The sequence below is a fragment of the Cupriavidus alkaliphilus genome (genome assembly GCF_014191175.1).
GTDB lineage: Bacteria > Pseudomonadota > Gammaproteobacteria > Burkholderiales > Burkholderiaceae > Cupriavidus > Cupriavidus alkaliphilus.
Genome location: NZ_JACHWE010000002.1, coordinates 794,464 through 810,173 on the forward strand (window position 1 = coordinate 794,464; position 15,710 = coordinate 810,173).

Annotated in this window: 13 protein-coding genes and 1 pseudogene; 10 read left to right on the forward strand and 4 right to left on the reverse strand. The window is 71.6% G+C overall.

Annotated features, from left to right (window positions below):
* Positions 1–71: 71 nt before the first annotated feature.
* Complete coding sequence (locus FHX60_RS10020) at positions 72–959, reverse strand: beta-keto acid cleavage family enzyme (protein ID WP_183283242.1); 888 nt, start codon at positions 957–959, stop codon at positions 72–74.
* Complete coding sequence (locus FHX60_RS10025; RefSeq protein WP_260163810.1) at positions 956–1,957, reverse strand: 3-hydroxyacyl-CoA dehydrogenase family protein; 1,002 nt, start codon at positions 1,955–1,957, stop codon at positions 956–958. Before FHX60_RS10025 ends, FHX60_RS10020 begins: the two co-directional genes overlap by 4 nt.
* A gap of 134 nt (positions 1,958–2,091) precedes the next feature.
* Between FHX60_RS10025 and FHX60_RS10030 the strand changes: the two genes are divergently transcribed.
* From FHX60_RS10030 to FHX60_RS10045, 4 genes and pseudogenes are all read left to right on the forward strand, one after another.
* Positions 2,092–3,036 (forward strand): LysR family transcriptional regulator, encoded by a 945-nt coding sequence (locus FHX60_RS10030; protein WP_183283243.1) that lies wholly within the window; start codon positions 2,092–2,094, stop codon positions 3,034–3,036.
* Positions 3,033–5,345, forward strand: coding sequence for a cation:proton antiporter (locus FHX60_RS10035; RefSeq protein ID WP_183283244.1), 2,313 nt, complete (start codon positions 3,033–3,035; stop codon positions 5,343–5,345). Before FHX60_RS10030 ends, FHX60_RS10035 begins: the two co-directional genes overlap by 4 nt.
* Positions 5,346–5,608: 263 nt before the next feature.
* Positions 5,609–6,496 (forward strand): annotated as a pseudogene (locus FHX60_RS10040) (NAD(P)-dependent oxidoreductase); the annotation flags it as partial.
* A gap of 170 nt (positions 6,497–6,666) precedes the next feature.
* Complete coding sequence (locus tag FHX60_RS10045; protein ID WP_112775494.1) at positions 6,667–6,843, forward strand: glycine zipper 2TM domain-containing protein; 177 nt, start codon at positions 6,667–6,669, stop codon at positions 6,841–6,843.
* A 63-nt stretch (positions 6,844–6,906) separates the two neighbouring features.
* On the opposite strand, the gene FHX60_RS10050 is transcribed toward FHX60_RS10045, so the two are convergent.
* Complete coding sequence (locus FHX60_RS10050) at positions 6,907–7,725, reverse strand: glycosyltransferase family 2 protein (RefSeq protein ID WP_183283245.1); 819 nt, start codon at positions 7,723–7,725, stop codon at positions 6,907–6,909.
* A gap of 40 nt (positions 7,726–7,765) precedes the next feature.
* A complete protein-coding gene (locus FHX60_RS10055) occupies positions 7,766–8,026 on the reverse strand; it encodes a phosphopantetheine-binding protein (RefSeq protein ID WP_062802929.1) in 261 nt (86 codons plus the stop codon).
* A gap of 265 nt (positions 8,027–8,291) precedes the next feature.
* Here FHX60_RS10055 and FHX60_RS10060 point away from each other — a divergent pair, with 265 nt between their 5' ends.
* From FHX60_RS10060 to FHX60_RS10085, 6 genes are read left to right on the forward strand one after another with little or no spacing between them, the layout of a single operon-like run.
* Entirely contained in the window at positions 8,292–9,026 is a 735-nt protein-coding gene (locus tag FHX60_RS10060) for a COG4648 family protein (RefSeq protein WP_183283246.1), read from the forward strand.
* A gap of 49 nt (positions 9,027–9,075) precedes the next feature.
* Complete coding sequence (locus tag FHX60_RS10065) at positions 9,076–10,797, forward strand: AMP-binding protein (protein WP_183283247.1); 1,722 nt, start codon at positions 9,076–9,078, stop codon at positions 10,795–10,797.
* The gene (locus FHX60_RS10070) at positions 10,791–11,765 is read left to right on the forward strand and encodes a lysophospholipid acyltransferase family protein (RefSeq protein ID WP_092309878.1); all 975 of its coding nucleotides are present in this window, start codon (positions 10,791–10,793) and stop codon (positions 11,763–11,765) included. The genes FHX60_RS10065 and FHX60_RS10070 overlap by 7 nt, the downstream gene beginning before the upstream one ends.
* 18 nt (positions 11,766–11,783) lie before the next feature.
* On the forward strand, positions 11,784–12,416 hold the full coding sequence (locus FHX60_RS10075; RefSeq protein ID WP_183283443.1) for a LolA-related protein: 633 nt from the start codon (positions 11,784–11,786) through the stop codon (positions 12,414–12,416).
* Entirely contained in the window at positions 12,413–14,827 is a 2,415-nt protein-coding gene (locus FHX60_RS10080) for an MMPL family transporter (protein ID WP_183283248.1), read from the forward strand. Before FHX60_RS10075 ends, FHX60_RS10080 begins: the two co-directional genes overlap by 4 nt.
* Positions 14,824–15,672: a polysaccharide deacetylase family protein gene (locus FHX60_RS10085; protein WP_183283249.1), complete on the forward strand. Its 849-nt coding sequence runs from the start codon at positions 14,824–14,826 to the stop codon at positions 15,670–15,672. The genes FHX60_RS10080 and FHX60_RS10085 overlap by 4 nt, the downstream gene beginning before the upstream one ends.
* Positions 15,673–15,710: the final 38 nt, after the last annotated feature.

The window sequence follows — 15,710 nt, forward strand, 5'->3', positions numbered from 1 at the left end:
GCCCCTGATGGCCCCCGATGGCCACTGAGGGCTCCTGACGGTCCCTTGAAGCGCCGCGCGGCGCGCCCGCTTCAGCGCACCTCGCCGTAGATACGGCGCGCATCGGCCGCGTCCGCAAGCGGCCGGCCCAGCGTCAGCCCGCCCTGCACCGCCTGCGCCACCAGCGCGTGGTTGCCGGGCGCACGGCTGCCGTCGCGCAACAGCAGGTTGTTCTCGAAGCCCACCCGCACATGGCCGCCGAACGCGGCGGCCGCGGTCACGCAGGCATTCTCCTCGCGACCGAACGCGCAGATCGCCCACGGCAGCGCATCGCCGCCCTCGGCCGAGGCCTGCAGGAACGGCAGCAGGTCGTGCGGCGACGACACCTGTCCCGCCGCATAGCGTCCCAGCACATACAGCACCGACCACGCGCCCGGCGGCACCATGCCGCGCGCGCGCATTTGCTGCCAGCGGCGCACGTCGGCCGCGTCATACAGGATCACCTGCGTCATCACGCGCTCGCGCGCCAGCCACGCGAAGAACGCCGCCAGCTCGCTGTCCGCAATCTCCGGCACCGCCACTTCGCGCAGGCCGACCGAAACCGCCTCGGGGCGCAGCGCGCGCACCATCGCCATCTGCTCGGCGGCCTGGTACACGCCGGCGGCCTCGCTGGTCACCTGCACCAGCAGCGCGTCGCCGACCGCCTGCCTGACCGCCGCCAGCGCATCGCGGTAGGTCTGCACATCGAGCGAATGGCGGCCCTCGGCATCGCGCACGTGCATATGCATCATGGCGGCGCCGGCATCCAGGCAGGCACGCGCTTCCGCCGCCAGCGCCGCCGCGGTCAGCGGCACCGCGGGATGGTCGCTGGCGCGCTTGTAGGCGCCGTTGGGCGCCACGGTGACGATCAGCGGCGATTCGGCCAGGGCAGCGCGTTGCGGGACAGGCTGGGTGGCGGCCTGGGATGGGATATCGGTCATGGCTGGATCTCGGGCAGTTCGGGCGCGATCAGCGCCAGGCCGGCGCGCAGCAGGTGGTCATAGCGCGCGCGCTCGGCGGCGATGGTTTCGGGCGTCCATGCGTAAAAGCCTTCGCCGCGCTTCATGCCGTGGCGACCGTCGGCGGCGCGCTCGGACAGGCAGCGCGCGGGATGGTCGTCGTTGCAGAAGGTCGGGTACATGGTGGCGCCAGCGGCGGCATGCACGTCGATGCCGGCGTGGTCGCGCTGCAGCACCGGTCCCGCCGCCAGGAAGCGAAAACCGAAGCCGAAGCGCACCGCCGCATCGACGTCCTCGGGCGAGGCAATGCCGCGGTCGATCAGGCTGAAGGCCTCGCGCGACAGCGCATGCTGCAGCCGGTTGGCGAGGAAGCCGGGCAGGTCCTTGCGCACCTTCACCGGCACCATGCCGCAGCGGCGCATGAACGCGGCCAGCGCGTCGGCATGGCCCTCGTCGCTGGCCTCTCCCATCACCACCTCGACCAGCGGCACCAGGTGCGCCGGCATGAAGAAGTGCAGGCCGAGCATGCGTTCACGCGTGTCCAGGCCGGCGCCGATCGTGCTGATCGGGAAGCTGGAGCTGTTGCTGGCCAGCAGCGTATGCGGGCGCGCCCGCGCCACCAGCTCGGCAAACAGCGCCTGCTTCAGCGCCAGGTTCTCGGGAATGCATTCGATCACCAGGTCGACCGATGCCCAGTCCACGGCGTCGAGCGTCGCCGCCACCGCAAGGCGTTCCGCGCCCGCGTCGCGGCCGATCATGGCGAGGTTGGCGCGCACGCGCGCGGGCAGCGCGCCGGCACGCCCGGGATCGGGTTCGACAATGGTGGTGCGGCACAGCGCGCGCGTCAGCACCACGGCGACATCGGCGCCCATGGTGCCGCCGCCCACCACCACGGCATGGGCGGCGCCTGGGCGGCCCGGCACCAATGGCGTGGGCGCGGGGCTGGCGTCGGGGCTGGAGTCGGGGCTTGGATTGGGCATGCTTTCTCCTGGCATCCCGCCAGTGTAGAGAACCCGCTTTGATTGAAGAAGTCGATTCTCTGGATAAAATGATCACCAAATCAGATCAATCGCCTTAACGTTCCGGCCGCCGGATGCTGCCGGAGCGCGCTCCCATGAACATCAACCTGTCGATGCGCGACATCGAAACCACGCTGGTGCTGGGCCGCACGCTGAACTTCCGCCAGGCCGCCAGCCAGCTGCACCTGTCGCAATCCGCCCTGTCCACGCAGATCCTGCGCATCGAGGATTCGCTGGGCGTGCGCCTGTTCGACCGCACCACCCGCACCGTGCGCCTGACCGCCGCGGGCCAGGTCTTCATGCAGCAGGCCGCGCTGCTGCAGGCGGCGTTCCGCGGCGCCATCGACGCCGTGACCGGCATCGCCAGCGCCGAGCGCGGCCAGGTGGCGGTGGCCGCGCTGCCGTCGCTGGCGGCGCGGGTGCTGCCGCGCGTGCTGATGGCCTACCACCAGGCGCGCCCCGAGGTCGCGCTGAAGGTGTTCGACACCTTGTCCGGACCGGCTTTCGACCTGGTGCGCGCCGGCGATGTGGATTTCGCACTGACCGCCGCCAACCCGCAGCAGGCGGATCTGCAGTACGAGCCGCTGCTGTCAGACCGCTTCGTGCTGCTGATCCCGTCGGCGCACCCACTGGCGCGCAGCCCGGGCCCGCTGCGCTGGGCCGATACCGCCGCCGCGCCGCATGTGTCGATGACCCACCCCAGCAGCGTGCGGCAGTACGCCGAATGGGCCTTCCTGCAGAACCGCATCCGCTTCCAGCCGGTATTCGAGGCCGAACGCCTGGCCACCATCGCCGCCATGGTCGAATGCGGCTTCGGCGTGGCCGCGCTGCCCGAGATCGCCGCTGGCACGGTGCGCCAGCCCGGCATTGTCGAGCGCCTGCTGACCGCGCCGGTGACCGAGCGCTCGATCGGCCTGGTCACCGCGCGCAACCGCAGCCTGTCGCCGGCGGCGGCGGAGCTGGCGGCGGCCGTGCGCGCGCGGCTGGCAAGCCCGCCGCCGCCGAATGCGGCGCCGGCGGCCCCGGAGGCCGGCGCATGAGCATCATCGTCGATATCCTGATCCTGGCCGGCGTGCTGCTGGCCATCGTCGCCGTGGTGCAGGTGGCCGCGTCGCGGCTGGTGCTGCCGGAATCCACGCTGCTGTCGGCCATCGGCATCGCCATCGGCGCGGGCTATGTGGCGATCGACGCCGCCCACCCCGACTTTGCCCGCCACTTCCTGCACCCGCTGATCGACCCGGCCTTGCCGCCCGAGGCCTACCTGTGGATCTTCCTGCCGCCGCTGCTGTTCCACGCCGCGCTGACCGCCGACGTGCGCGGCATGCTGCCCGACGCGGCGCCGATCCTGCTGCTGGCGGTGGTGGCCGTGGTGGTGGCCACCGGTGTCATCGGCGTGGCCACCGCGGCGGCCAGCGGCATGCCGCTCGCGGTGTGCCTGCTGCTGGGCGCGGTGGTGGCCACCACCGACCCGGCCGCGGTGATCGCGATCTTCCGCGACGTGGGCGCGCCGGCGCGGCTGATCCGGCTGGTGGAGGGCGAAAGCCTGCTCAACGACGCCGCCGCCATCGCCATCGTCGGCGTGCTGGTGGCGATGCTGACCGGGCATGGCGCGCAGGCGACGCTGGCGGCGGGCCTGCGCGAACTGGCGTGGGCCTTTGTCGGCGGGGTGCTGTGCGGCGCGCTGGCCGGACGGCTGGTGTCCGACCTGCTGCCGCGGCTGGCGGGCCTGGCCATGGCGGAAAGCGCGCTGACCCTGGCGCTGCCCTATCCGCTCTACCTGCTGGCCGAGCAACTGCTGGGGGTGTCGGGCGTGGTCGCCGTAGTGTGCGCCGGCCTGATGGTCAGCGCGCTCGGTCCGACGCGGCTGGCGCCGCCCAACTGGCGCCACCTGCGCATGATGTGGGAGCAGTTCGCCGGGATCGCCGGCGCCGTGGTGTTCCTGCTGGCCGCGGTGCGCGTGCCGTCGATGCTGGCGGGCGTGACCGGGCATCACGGCTGGCTGCTGCTGGCGCTGGTGCTCGCGGCGCTGGCGGCGCGCCTGCTGACGCTGTTCGGGCTGCTGCCGCTGCTGTCGTGGCTGCGGCTGAGCGCCCCCATCGACGGCGCCTTCAAGCTCGCCATCGCCTGGGGCGGGCTGCGCGGTGCGGTCACCCTGGTGCTGGCGCTGGGCATCGCCGAGAACAGTGACCTGCCCTACGAAACGCGCCATTTCGTCGCCATCCTGGCGACCGGCTTCGTGCTGGTCAGCCTGCTGCTCAACGGCACCACGCTACGCGCGCTGATCCACCGGCTCGGCCTGGACCAGCTTTCGCCGCAGGAGCGCGCATTGCAGCTGCAGGCGATCCGCCTCTCCACCGAGGAAGTCGAGGCAATGATGGCGCGCGTGGCCGACTCGTTCGACCTGCCCCCCGCGATCGCGCGCGAGGCGGCGCAGAAGTACCGGCATGGCATCGAGCTGGGCTCGGCGGAATTCGATTTCGACACCGCCCTGTCCGAGCGCGACCGCCTCAGCATCGGCCTGGTCACGCTGGCCACGCGCGAGCGCGAGCTGATTCCCGAATACGGCGACGGCGTGATCTCGGTGGCCAACCTCGACGCGATGATGCGCAACACCGCGCAGATGATCGACGCGGCGCGCGAGCAAGGCCGCATCGGCTACAACCGCGCCGCGCGGCATATCCTGGACTATCACCTGGGTTTCAGGGTGGCGCTGTTCCTGCATCGCCGGCTAGGCATCGACCGCCCGCTGGCGCGCGCGCTGGCCGACCGCTTTGAACTGCTGATCTGCCGCCAGACCGTGCTCGACCGGCTGCGCCGCTATAACCGCTCGATGCTGACGCCGGTGTTCGGCGCGCGCATGGCGACGGTGCTCGACGGGGTGCTGGAAGACCGCTCGCGCGCCGCCGCCGAGGGCCTGGCCGACATGCGCGGCAAGTTCGGCGCCTATACCGTGGCGCTGGAGCGGCGCCTGCTGATGCTGTTCGCGCTGCGCAAGGGCCGGCTGTCGCTGGAAGCGATGCGCGAGGAGGCGGTGATTTCCAAGGAAGCGTTCAACCAGATCGCCCAGGTGATCCAGCAGGCGTGGAACGCCAGCCTGGTGCGCCCGCCGCTGCGCGGCGTGACGGAACCTGCGGCCGGGCCCGGCGTGGCGCCGGGCCCGCAGCCGCAAGGCGGGGCAACAGGCGGGGGTTCAGGAAGGGTCTTTGGTGCGGGTACGCGAGACGGCCGCCATGATGCCGATGCCGAGCACGATCAGGCAGGCAATGCCGATATAAACCGGCGCCAGCCCGGCCGTCGACAGGCCCCAGGCAATGCCGCCCACCAGGACCAGCAGGCCGATGAGATATAGCGCGAATGACATGAGTCGGCTCCTTCGGGGGTGCAACCTGTGTTCAATGTAGGCAGCGTGCGCGGCGCAAGGGATAGGACAAGGGCGGATGCTGGCGTAGGCGGGTTCTGACCCGCTTGTGACTTGTCAGGTCCTTCGCCGCCCCCTGCCTGTCATGCCCCAGCGCCCTCGGTTCTGTATCTGTCCGCGGCGCCACCCGGCCCGTATACTCAGGAACCGGCGCACCCGCGCCGCACCGATCCCGAACCTCAAACAAGCAACGGAGCAGCAGCATGCGTGTCGCATTCCTCGGACTGGGCGTCATGGGTTTCCATATGGCCGGCCACCTGGCCGCCAAAGGCCACGAGGTCACGGTCTATAACCGCACCGCGGCCAAGGCGCAGGCCTGGGTCGAGCGCTTCGGCGGCAAGGCCGCCGCCACCCCCGCGCAGGCGGTGGGCGACGCGCAGGTGGTCTGCTCCTGCGTCGGCAACGACGACGACCTGCGCGCGGTGCTGACCGGGCGCGACGGCGCCTTCTTCGGCGCGCCCAGCGGTTGCATCTTCGTCGACCACACCACCGCCAGCGCCAACGTCGCGCGCGAACTCTACGCGGCGGCCGGCGAGCGCGGCCTGCACTTTGTCGACGGCCCGGTCTCGGGCGGCGAAGTGGGCGCGGAAAAAGGCATCCTGACCATCATGTGCGGCGGCGACGCCGACGCCTTTGCGCGCGCCGAGCCGGTCATCGCCGCCTACGCGCGCGCCGTCACCCGCATCGGCGAATCGGGCGCGGGGCAGCTGGCCAAGATGGTCAACCAGATCAGCATCGCGGGCCTGATCCAGGGCCTGTCCGAGGCCATCGCCTTCGGCGAGCGCGCGGGCCTGGACATGCGCCTGGTGCTGGATGTCATCAGCAAGGGTGCGGCCGGTTCCTGGCAGCTGGAAAACCGCGGCCCCACCATGATCGACAACAAGTTCGACTTCGGCTTCGCGGTGGACTGGATGCGCAAGGACCTTGGCCTGTGCCTGGACGAAGCCCGCCGCAACGGCGCCGGCCTGCCGGTCACGGCGCTGGTGGACCAGTTCTACGCCGACCTGCAGCAGATGGGCTGTGGCCGCGCCGACACCTCGTCGCTGATCAAGCGGCTGCGCCAGCATAGCGACAAGGGCTGAGGCGACGGGCGCGCCACCCCCGCCGTCGTCCGATTCCTACAGGGCAATCGGCGCTTCACGGAAGGGCCGCGCCGCGTCACACGCCTAAAGTGGACGCATGAGGGCACGGCCGCTGCGATGTCTTCCCCAGACGTCGTGCGGCGGGCCCGGCCACGAGGCAGGAGACCATCATGTGGAAACTCGCAGGCGCGCTTCTGGTAGGCGCAAGCATGGCGCTGGCCGGCTGTACGGCGGCGGGCGCGGTGGCCGGCGGTGTCGCCGGGCATGAACTGACCGACGGCAGTGCCGCCGGCACCATCGGCGGCGCCGTGGTGGGTGGTGTGATCGGCCACGAGCTCGCCGACTGACGGGCCGGTCCGTCCGACCGAAAACCAGGCCGCTGCGCGCGGCCTGGCTTGTTTTCGCCGTGGCTACGCCGGGTGGCTTGCGCGCCGGCGCAAGCGCCGCCACAGCAGCATCGGCAGCCGCACCACCAAGCCGGCCAGCAGCCGCAGGTGCATGCCGGTCAGCAGCAGGTTGTCGCGCAGGTAGCGGAAGTGGGAGACGCCGCCCTCGCGCCGGTCGAAGTAGCGCACCGGGGCGTCGAGATTGATGGGACGCACGCCGCGCCAGCACAGCCGCACCGCCACCTCGGGATCGAAATCGAAGCGCCGCATCCAGCGGCTGTCCTGCATCACCGCACGCAGCGGCGCGACCGGGTAGACGCGAAAGCCGAACAGCGAATCGCCGATGCCGGCCCACAGCGTCTCCACATCCACCCAGAAATTGGACATGCGCCGCCAGTAGACCCGCTCGCGCGGGGCGCTGGCGTCGAAGCGCGGGCGGCCCAGCACCATCGCGCCGGGGTCGCGCTGCGACACCGCCATGAATTCGGGGATCAGGTGGCCCGGATGCTGGCCGTCGGAATCCATCACCAGCACATGCGTGTAGCCTGCCGCCGCGGCCCGTTCGATGCCGTGCAGCACCGCGGCGCCCTTGCCCTGGTTGCTCGGCAGCACCAGCACCTGCAGCCCGGGGTCGGTGGCGGCCTGCGCCTCCAGCCATTGCGTGCTGCCGTCGGTGCTGCCGTCGACCACCACCCACACCGGGGTCCAGGCCGCGCGCGCGCCGCGCAGCACCTCCTGCAGGCGCACGCCGGGGTTATAGCTGGGGATCAGCACCAGGTGGGTCGCCGAAGGCGGCGCGCCGCCTTCCACCAGCGCCGGCGCGGGCGTGGCTTGCTGCGGCATGTCGTGGTCCTGTCCTGGCTGAGGGGAAACGGTGGCCGGGCTAGCGCGTGCGGTGTTGCGCCAGGTAGGCGGCCAGGCTGCCCAGTGAAGTGAAGATGGTCTTGTTGTCGGGATTGTCCGAGCGCAGCTCGACGCCGTACTTGCGCGATACCAGCAGGGCGATCTCGAGGATGTCGATCGAATCCAGCCCGAAGCCTTCTCCATAGAGCGGGGTCGCGGCGGTGATGTCCTCCAGCCGCAGTTCGGCGATGTCGAGTTCGTCGAGGATCAGGCGGGCAAGTTCGGTTTCGAGTTCGGTCATGTTGCTAGATGGCTGGAACGCCGCTGCGCCGCCCGTGCCGGGCAAGTCGATCCCGGTGCGGGCGTCGGGCACCCGAATGCTATCAAACGGGGCAATCCCGGGCCACTCGAGAGAAGTTTAGTAACAACATCAACAACCTATTGGGGAATCATGATCGCGTCCGGAGGGTCTTTTGGGGTATAAAGCGTTCGCTTCGCATGCCGCTAGGCGCCTTTCGGGCCCACCGCACGCCAAGCGCCTTACGCAACACATCCAGCTCCTACAGATGCCTTCGAGCCAGTCCGTCGACCGCCTTTCCCCGCCCGCCGCCGCGCCCCTGTCCGCGGCAGACGCCGCCGCCCCATGGTGGCGGCGCCATGCCTGGATCGGCGCGGTGGCGGCCTTCGTGGTCTACGAGTCGGCGCTGCATCGCGCGGCGCACCAGCCCGGCGCCGAGGTGGCCGCGCTGTGGCTCGGCGCGGCGCCGTTCCTGCTGATCGGCTTCGTCGCCTGCCGCCGGCTGGCCGGGGCGGTCCCGGCCCTGCTGGCGCTGCTCGCCGCGTGCGCGGCGCTGTGGCTGTGGCGCGCGCCGCTGTCCGGCCATTTCGGCTGGACCTACTACCTGCAGCATGCCGGCGCCAATGCCGCGCTGGGCGCGATGTTCGCGCTCAGCCTGCGCCGCGGCCGCACCCCGCTGTGCACGCAGATCGCCACCGCCATCCACGGCCCGCTGTCCACCGCGCATACGCGCTACACGGTGCGCGTGACCCAGGCCTGGACGCTGTTCTTCGCGGCAATGGTGGGGGTGTCGACGCTGCTGTTCGTGCTTGCGCCGGTGGCGGCCTGGTCCAGCTTCGCCAACCTGGCCACGCCGCTGCTGATCGCGCTGATGTTCGCGGGCGAGGCCGTGTACCGCCGCATCGCGTTTCCGGGCATGCGCCACCGCGGCCTGCTCGACGCGGTGCACGGCTACCGCGCGCTGATGACGGCCCGCGCGGCCCGGCCCGGGCTGCCGCGCTGACGCGCCGCCATCCGGCCCCTGCCCCGCGCAACAGGCACAGGCTTCGTCCATGACCTCACTCCCCATCGTTGCCCACGCCGCGCCCGATGACGTCATCGCCTGGGTGCACGGCCGGCCTGTCACCTTGCGGCAGTTCCTGGCCGATGCGACCCGCCTGGCAACGGCCTTGCCCGCCGGCGGCCATGTCTTCAACGCCTGCACCGACCGCTACCGCTTTACCGTCGGCCTGTGCGCGGCACTGCTGGCGGGCAAGCCCACGCTGCTGCCGCCGTCGCACACGCCCGAGACGGTGCGCCAGCTGCTGGCCTTCGCGCCCGACGCCTTCTGCCTGCATGACCAGGCCGACGCGGCCTTCGACATGCCGGCGCTGCACTACCACGATGGCCTGGCCGCCAGCGCCGCCGACGGGCCCGTCGAGATCCCGCGGATTCCGGCGGCGCAGGTCATGGCCTACGTGTTCACGTCCGGATCGACCGGCACGCCGGTGCCGCACCGCAAGACCTGGGGCGCCATGGCCGGCAGCGCGCGCGCCGCGGCGCAACGGCTCGGCTTGCTCGACGGGCGTGCGTGGACGCTGGCGGGCACGGTGCCGCCGCAGCATATGTTCGGTCTCGAAGCCACCGTGATGCTGGTGCTGCAGGGCCGCGCGGCGCTGGTGGCCGCGCCGGCGTTCTATCCGGCCGATGTCAGTGCGGCACTGGCCGCGGTGCCGGCGCCGCGCGCGCTGGTCAGCTCTCCCGTGCATCTGCGCACGCTGGTGCAATCCGGCCAGGCGATGCCGGCGGCCGACCTGGTACTGTGCGCCACCGCGCCGCTTGGCCGCCAGCTGGCCGCCGAGACCGAGGCGCTGTTCGCCGCGCCGCTGTGCGAGATCTACGGCAGCACCGAGACCGGCCAGCTGGCCACCCGCCGCACCGCACAGGAAGACGCGTGGACACTGGTGCCCGGAGTGCGGCTGCAAGCCCGCCCCAACGCCGCCGGCGACGATACCGAGACCTGGGCCGAGGGTGGCCATATCGAGCAGCCGGTGCCGCTGGGCGACGCGATCGCCCCGCTCGATGCGCAGCGCTTCCTGCTGCATGGGCGCAAGGCCGACCTGCTCAACATCGCCGGCAAGCGGACTTCGCTGGCCTACCTGAATCACCAGCTCACCGCCATTGACGGCGTGCGCGACGGCGCGTTCTTCATGCCCGACGACGCGCATGAGAGCGACACGGAAGGACACGTGGTGCGCCTGGTCGCCGTGGTGGTGGCGCCGGGCGTGGCGCCGGCCCGGTTGCAGCAGGCGCTGCGCGAACGGATCGACCCTGCCTTCATGCCGCGCCCTCTGTATTTTGCCGACTGCCTGCCGCGCAATGCCGCCGGCAAGCTGCCGCGCGAGACGCTTGCCGCGCTGGTGGCGACCCTGTCCGGCACCCAGCATCGCCATGCCGCGCCGCCGCCGGGCTTTGTCATCGACGCCGGCCACCCTGCCATGGCCGGCCATTTCCCGGGCCATCCGATCGTACCGGGCGTGGTGCTGCTGGACCATGCCGTGCTGGCGCTCGGCACCGCGCTGCGCCGCCCGCTGGCCGTGGCGCAGGCGAGCATGCTGAAGTTCCTGAGCCCGGTGCGCCCGGGCGAGCGCGTGGAGGTGCTGCACCAGTCCGAGGCGGCAGCCGATGGCGCCGAGACCATCCGCTTCACGCTGCGCAGCGCCGGGCGCGACGTTGCCAGCGGCACGCTGCAGGTGCGCGCCAGCGCGCCGCATGCGGGAGCCGTGCCATGCTGAGCTGGCTGTGGCGGCGCCAGGCGCCGCTGGATACGGAATGGTCGCGCCGCGAAGAGCGCGGCAGCATCACGCTGCTGCGGGTCATGACGTGGATCTCGCTGGCGCTGGGCCGGCCCGCCGGGCGCGTGGTGCTGCGCGCGATTGCCGCCTACTTCATGCTGTTCGCGCCGGCCGCGCGCCATGCCTCGCGCGCGTACCTGGACCGCGTGCTCGGACGCCAGGCCAGCTGGAGCGACGGCTACCGCCATGTGTTCACGTTCGCCTCGACCATCCACGACCGCATCTACCTGCTCAACGGCCGCTTCGACCTGTTCGACATCCGCCTGCATGGCGAACACCTGCTCGAAGCGGCGATGGCGCGCGGCCGCGGCGCCATCCTGCTGGGCGCGCACCTGGGCAGCTTCGAGGTGGTGCGCGCGCTCGGTCGGCGCCATCCGGACATGGAGGTCGCGATCACCATGTACGAAGAGAACGCGCACAAGCTCAACGACGTGCTGCAGTCGATCAACCCGGCGATGCGCCAGGATGTGATCGCGCTGGGCCGCTTCGACACCATGCTGCGCGTGCGCGACTACCTGGACCGCGGCTATATGATCGGCATGCTGGCCGACCGCACGCTGTCGCAGCGCGCCACCGACCCGGTGCAGCAGTGCGAATTCCTCGGCGCGCCGACCGGCTTCCCCACCGGCCCGCTGCGCATGGCGGCCATGCTGCGGCGGCCGGTGTTCTTCATCACCGGCCTGTACCGCGGCGGCAACCGCTACGATGTTCACTTCGTGCCGCTGGCGGACTTCACCGAGACCGCGCGCGGCCAGCGCGAAACGGCGGTGCAGGCGGCGCTGGCGGACTACGTGGGGCTGCTGGAGCGGTTCAGCCGCAGCGCCCCATACAACTGGTTCAACTTCTATGACTTCTGGCACGCCGGCCCGCCGCTGTCCGAGCAGCCGCCGCCGGGGAACGAGCCCTAACCCGTGAGCCCGCCACTGATGTTCTTCTTCGCGCGCCCTTTCCGCTATTCGTTGTCGACTGTGCTGGCAGGCGCTCTGCTCGCGCTTGCACCGCAGGCGGCCACGGCAGCAGCAGCCCCGGCAGCCACCGCAGCCACTGCCGCGTTCGGGGTCGACCAGCTGATGTCCACGCTGGCGCAGCGCAAGTCCGGGCGCGTGCTGTTTACCGAGACCAAGTACCTGGCGCTGCTCGACAAGCCGGTGCAGTCCTCGGGCGAGCTGCGCTTCACCGCGCCCGACCACCTGGAAAAGCGCACGCTCTCGCCCAAGGCGGAAAACCTGGTGCTCGACGGCGACATGCTGACCATCGAGCGCGACGGCAAGCGCTACACCATGCCGCTGCAGAACTACCCCGAGATCGCCGCCTTTATCGAGAGCATCCGCGCCACGCTGGCCGGCAACCGCGATGCGCTGGAGCGCTACTACAAGCTCGGCGTTGAGGGCCGCGCCAGCCGCTGGACGCTGACACTGACGCCGGCGGACTCGCGCATGGCCGCGGCCGTCAGCCAGGTGCGCATCGACGGCAGGCAGGATGCGCTGGAGCAGATCGAGATCCGGCAGGCCGACGGTGACCGCTCGGTGATGAAGATCCGGCCGGCCGCGAGCCGATGAGGGCGGCACCGCGCCGCCTGGCGCTGGCGCTGTGGGTGCTGGCACTGCTGGCCTGCGCCGCGGTCATCAGCCGCACCAGCTTCACCGCCGACCTGTCCGCCTTTTTGCCGCGGCTGCCCAGCGCCGAACAGCAGTTGCTGGTGAACCAGCTGCGCGACGGGCTGGTATCGCGCCTGATCCTGGTCGGCATCGAAGGCGGCGATGCCGATGGCCGCGCCACGGTCTCGCGCGCGATGGCGGCGCAACTGCGCGGCGACCGGCGCTTCGCCTCGGTGCAGAACGGCGAGCCGGTCAACCAGGCGGCGGACCGCGAATTCGTGTTCGCGCACCGCTACCTGCTCAGCCCCGCGGTGACGCCGGAGCGGTTCAGCGAGCACGGCCTGGCCCAGGCGGTGAATGATTCGTTCGCGCTGCTGGCCTCTTCCGCCGGGCTCTTCACCAAGTCATTGCTGCCGCGCGATCCCACCGGCGAGGTCGCGGCGATGCTGGCGCAGCTCGATGCCGGCCAGCGCGTGCCGATGCATGCGGGCGCGTGGGCCTCGCGCGACGGCAAGCGCGCGCTGCTGCTGGCGCAGACCGCCGGCGCGGGCTCGGATACCGATGCGCAGGCAGAGGCGATGGCGGCCGTGCAGCAAGCGTTCAACACCGCCGCCGCGGCCGGGCCCTACCAACTGGTGATGACGGGACCGGGCGTGTTCTCGGTCAAGGCGCGCGACACCATCCGGCACGATGTCGAGCGGCTCTCGGCCATCGGGCTGGCCATCATCGTCACGCTGCTGCTGGCGGTGTACCGCTCGGTGCCGCTGCTGGTGCTCGGGCTGGTGCCCGTACTCAGCGGCGCGCTGGCGGGGATCGCCGCGGTCAGCCTGGGCTTCGGCGGTGCCGTGCATGGCCTGACGCTGGGCTTTGGCACCACGCTGATCGGCGAAGCGGTCGACTATTCCATCTACCTGTTCGTGCAGTCCGCGCAGTACACGCGCAATGGCCAGCGCGACGAGCGCGCCTGGCTGGGCGGCTTCTGGCCGACGGTGCGCCTGGGGGTGCTGACTTCGGTCTGCGGCTTTGCGTCGCTGCTGCTGTCGGGTTTCCCGGGGCTGGCGCAGCTGGGGCTGTATTCGATCGCTGGGCTTGCCACCGCCGCGCTGGTCACACGCTTCGTGCTGCCGCAGCTGGTGCCGGCCACGCTGCAGCTGCGCGACGTCGCACCACTGGGCCGCAGGCTGCAATGGCTGACGGAGCGCGCGCCCCGGCTGCGCTGGCTGGTAGTGCTGCTTGTAGTGGGCACCTGCGTGGTGCTGGTCCAGCATCGCGGCAAGCTGTGGGGGCGGGAACTGCAGGCGCTGAGCCCGGTATCGGCCAGCGACCAGGCGCTCGACACCTCGCTGCGCGAGAACCTCGGGGCACCCGACGTGCGCTACCTGGTGGTGGTGTCGGGCCCGGACCAGGAATCCGTGCTGCAGGGCGCGGAGCGCGTCGCGCACGAGCTGGAACCGCTGGTGGCGCAGAACTTCATCGGCGGCTACGAGAGCCCGGCGCGCTACCTGCCCAGCGCCGCCACCCAGCGCGAGCGCCAGGCCAGCCTGCCGCAGCCCGATGTGCTGGCGCAGCGGCTGCATGCCGCCATCGCCGGCCAGCCGGTGCGCGCCTCGGTGTTCGCTCCCTTCCTGGCGCAGGCCGAAGCCGCCCGCACCGGGCCCCTGCTGCAGCGCGAGAGCTTGCGCGGCACCTCGATGGCGCTGGCGGTCGACGCCCTGCTGGTGCAGCGCGAAGGCCGCTGGAGCGCCACCCTGCCGCTGCGCGCGCCGGTGCATGCGCCGAACCATGCCAGCGCGGCCGACGGTGTCGACAGCGCCGCGGTGCGCGCCGCGATCCGGCGGGCGGGCGTGCCCGATACCCTGTTCGTCGATCTCAAGGGCGAATCCGACCGGCTCTATGCCAGCTACCTGCGCGAGGCCCTGCTGCTGTCGCTGGCCGGACTGCTGGCGATCATCGCCCTGCTGGCCGTGGCGCTGCGCTCGCCGCGGCGGGTGCTGGCGACGGTACTGCCGCTGGCCGCCGCCGCGGTGGTGGTGTTGGGCGGACTGGCGGCGCTGGGCCAGCCGTTGACGCTGCTGCACCTGGTCGGCCTGCTGCTGCTGGCCGCGGTCGGCTCCAACTACGCACTATTCTTTAATGGCCCGGCGGCAGACGGCCAGGCGGCTGGCGCTTCCCCGCACACGCTGGTGTCGCTGCTGCTGGCCAACCTGACCACGGTCGCCGCGTTCGGCCTGCTGTCGCTGTCGAGCCTGCCGCTGCTGCAGGCATTCGGCCTGACGGTCGGCCCCGGCGCCGTGCTGGCGCTGTGGTTTTCGGCCATCCTCGCGCCCGCGCCGCCGTCGGCGGCGGCGGGGAAGGCCGGGAGTGCAACATGAAGCCGCTATCCGCACCGGGCGTTGCCCTGCCCGAGGGGTCCCCCAGCCGTCGCTGGCGGCCCACCCCGCTGCTTTATGGCGCCGCCGCGGTCCATGTGGGCGCCGTCGGCGCGCTGCTTGCCTATCCGCAGGGCGCGGGCTGGGCCGTGGCAGGCGTCGGCGCGACCCACGCGGCGATGTGCGCGGCCGGCCTGTGGCCGCGCAGCACCTGGCTCGGGCCCAACCTGGTGCGCCTGCCGCCATCGGCCGAGGGCTGCGTGGCGCTGACCTTCGACGACGGCCCCAACCCGGACCTGACGCCGCGGGTGCTCGACTTGCTGGACCAGCACGGTGCCAGCGCGACGTTTTTCTGCATCGGCGAGCGCGCCGCGGCGCATCCCGAACTGGTGCGCGAGATCGTGCGCCGCGGCCATGCCGTGGAGAACCACAGCATGTACCACCGGCTGCACTTCTCGCTCTTCGGGCCCGCGCGCATGCAGCGCGATATCGCCGCCGCGCAGCAGGTGCTGACTGAGATCACCGGCCAGGCGCCGCGCTTCTTCCGCGCTCCGGCGGGTCTGCGCAATCCCTTCCTGGAGCCGGTGCTGTGCCGGCTCGGGCTGCACCTGGCGGCCTGGACCCGGCGCGGCTTCGATACCCTCAGCGGCAACAACGCCGCGCACGTGGCGCGGCGCCTGGCCGGCGGGCTGGCCGGGCGCGACATCCTGCTGCTGCACGACGGCAACCCCGGCCTGGACCCTGCCGGCCATCCCCATTGCACCACCGTGCTGCCGGGCCTGCTGGCCGCGATCGATCGCGCCGGACTGCGCTGCGTGACGCTGCGCGCCGCGGTGCCGCCGGGCTGAGCCGCCGCGGCTTGTTACAATTGCCGCTGCCTTCAGAG

Excerpts from the sequence above, each read along its gene's own strand:
- FHX60_RS10045 (WP_112775494.1), top strand. The coding sequence starts at position 6,667 with ATGTGGAAACTCGCAGGCGCGCTTCTGGTAGGCGCAAGCATGGCGCTG.
- FHX60_RS10075 (WP_183283443.1), top strand. The coding sequence starts at position 11,784 with ATGTTCTTCTTCGCGCGCCCTTTCCGCTATTCGTTGTCGACTGTGCTG.
- FHX60_RS10060 (WP_183283246.1), top strand. The coding sequence starts at position 8,292 with ATGCCTTCGAGCCAGTCCGTCGACCGCCTTTCCCCGCCCGCCGCCGCG.
- FHX60_RS10030 (WP_183283243.1), top strand. The coding sequence starts at position 2,092 with ATGAACATCAACCTGTCGATGCGCGACATCGAAACCACGCTGGTGCTG.
- FHX60_RS10025 (WP_260163810.1), bottom strand. The coding sequence starts at position 1,957 with ATGCCCAATCCAAGCCCCGACTCCAGCCCCGACGCCAGCCCCGCGCCC.
- FHX60_RS10050 (WP_183283245.1), bottom strand. The coding sequence starts at position 7,725 with ATGCCGCAGCAAGCCACGCCCGCGCCGGCGCTGGTGGAAGGCGGCGCG.
- FHX60_RS10065 (WP_183283247.1), top strand. The coding sequence starts at position 9,076 with ATGACCTCACTCCCCATCGTTGCCCACGCCGCGCCCGATGACGTCATC.
- FHX60_RS10055 (WP_062802929.1), bottom strand. The coding sequence starts at position 8,026 with ATGACCGAACTCGAAACCGAACTTGCCCGCCTGATCCTCGACGAACTC.
- FHX60_RS10070 (WP_092309878.1), top strand. The coding sequence starts at position 10,791 with ATGCTGAGCTGGCTGTGGCGGCGCCAGGCGCCGCTGGATACGGAATGG.
- FHX60_RS10020 (WP_183283242.1), bottom strand. The coding sequence starts at position 959 with ATGACCGATATCCCATCCCAGGCCGCCACCCAGCCTGTCCCGCAACGC.
- FHX60_RS10080 (WP_183283248.1), top strand. The coding sequence starts at position 12,413 with ATGAGGGCGGCACCGCGCCGCCTGGCGCTGGCGCTGTGGGTGCTGGCA.
- FHX60_RS10035 (WP_183283244.1), top strand. The coding sequence starts at position 3,033 with ATGAGCATCATCGTCGATATCCTGATCCTGGCCGGCGTGCTGCTGGCC.
- FHX60_RS10085 (WP_183283249.1), top strand. The coding sequence starts at position 14,824 with ATGAAGCCGCTATCCGCACCGGGCGTTGCCCTGCCCGAGGGGTCCCCC.